The sequence below is a fragment of the Nocardioides sp. genome, assembly GCF_041600255.1.
Taxonomy (GTDB): domain Bacteria; phylum Actinomycetota; class Actinomycetes; order Propionibacteriales; family Nocardioidaceae; genus Nocardioides.
The window spans coordinates 1-1,669 of record NZ_JBFIKK010000245.1 but is presented as its reverse complement, the minus strand read 5'-3'; the positions used below and the strand labels follow the sequence as shown (position 1 = coordinate 1,669).

At 70.2% G+C, this 1,669-nt stretch carries 1 protein-coding gene; it reads left to right on the top strand.

Features of this window, described 5'->3' with window-relative positions; all coding sequences use genetic code 11:
* Nucleotides 1-51 precede the first annotated feature (51 nt).
* The gene (fadD8, locus tag ABZE72_RS16805; protein ID WP_372730180.1) at nucleotides 52-1,647 is read left to right on the top strand and encodes a fatty-acid--CoA ligase FadD8; all 1,596 of its coding nucleotides are present in this window, start codon (nucleotides 52-54) and stop codon (nucleotides 1,645-1,647) included.
* The last annotated feature ends 22 nt before the right edge of the window (nucleotides 1,648-1,669 follow it).

Genomic DNA, 1,669 nt, shown 5'->3' with positions numbered 1-1,669 from the left:
GCTGAGCTGCCGGTCGGCGGCCGAGGTGCGCGAGATCGCGGAGGTGCTGGCATGAGCGGGGACCTGCGGGTGGGCACCCACAACGGACACCTGATGGTCGCCGCGCTCAAGCGGCACCGCGACAAGCCGGTGATGTTCCTGGGTGACACCACGCTCACCGGGGGTGAGGTCGCCCGCAAGGTCAGCCAGTACGTCCAGGCCTTCGAGGCGCTGGGTGCCGGCCGCGGAACTCCGGCGGCGCTGCTGTCGCTGAACCGGCCGGAGGTGCTCTTCATCATCGGCGCCGGGCAGACCCAGGGCTACCGCCGTACGTCGTTGCATCCGCTGGGTTCGCTCGACGACCACGCCTACGTCCTCAACGACGCCGAGATCACCACGCTGGTGATCGACCCGATCCCGATGTTCGTCGAGCGGGCGCTCGGCCTGCTGGAGCGGGTGCCCGGCCTGACGCAGGTGCTCACGCTCGGTCCGGTGCCCGAGGCGCTCGCCCACGTCGGCCAGGACCTCGCGGCCACCGCCGAGACCTTCGAGCCGCGTGAGCTGACCGCGGTGACCCTGCCGCCGGACCACATCGTCTCGGTGACCTACACCGGGGGCACGACCGGCAAGCCCAAGGGCGTCATCGGCACCGCCCAGGCGATGACGACGATGACCCAGATCCAGCTCGCCGAGTGGGAGTGGCCGGAGTCCCCGAAGTTCCTGATGTGCACGCCGCTGTCGCATGCGGGGGCAGCGTTCTTCGTGCCCACGGTGATGAAGGGCGGATCGCTCTTCGTGCTGGCGAAGTTCGACCCCGCCGAGGTGCTGCGCACGATCGAGGAGCAGCGGATCACCGCGACCATGTTGGTGCCCTCGATGCTCTACGCACTGCTGGACCACCCGGACTCGCGGACGCGGGACCTGTCGTCGCTGGAGACGGTCTACTACGGCGCCTCGGCGATCAACCCGGTGCGGCTGCAGGAGGCGATCGACCGGTTCGGTCCGATCTTCGCCCAGTACTACGGCCAGTCCGAGGCGCCGATGGTGATCACCTACCTGGCGCGTGGCGACCACGACCCGAAGCGGCTCTCGTCGTGCGGACGCCCGTCGGCGTTCCTGCGCACCGCGCTGCTCGGCGAGGACGGGCAACCCGTCGAGGTGGGGGAGCCGGGCGAGATCTGTGTCGCCGGGCCGCTGCTGGCGGGGGGGTACTGGAACCTGCCCGACGCGACGGCGGAGACCTTCCGCGACGAGTGGATGCACACCGGCGATGTCGCGCGTGAGGACGAGGACGGCTTCTGGTTCATCGTCGACCGGACCAAGGACATGATCGTGACCGGTGGCTTCAACGTCTTCCCGCGCGAGGTGGAGGACGTGATCGCCGAGCACCCGTCGATCGCGCAGGTCGGGGTGATCGGGACGCCGGACGAGAAGTGGGGCGAGGCGGTGACCGCGATCGTCGTACTGCGGGAGGGCGCGGCGCGCGACGAGGCCGCGGTGGCCGCGATGACGGCCGAGATCCAGGAGTCGGTCAAAGAACGCAAGGGTGCCGTCCAGGCGCCCAAGCAGGTGATCGTGGCCGATACGCTTCCGCTGACCGGGCTGGGCAAGCCGGACAAGAAGGCGTTGCGGGCGCAGTACTGGACCGGGGAGCGCTCGGTCGGATGACGCGCAGAGGGCGGCCGGGGGG

Bases quoted from the DNA above. Each gene is read 5' to 3' on its own strand.
- fadD8 (WP_372730180.1), top strand. From the start codon at position 52: ATGAGCGGGGACCTGCGGGTGGGCACCCACAACGGACACCTGATGGTC.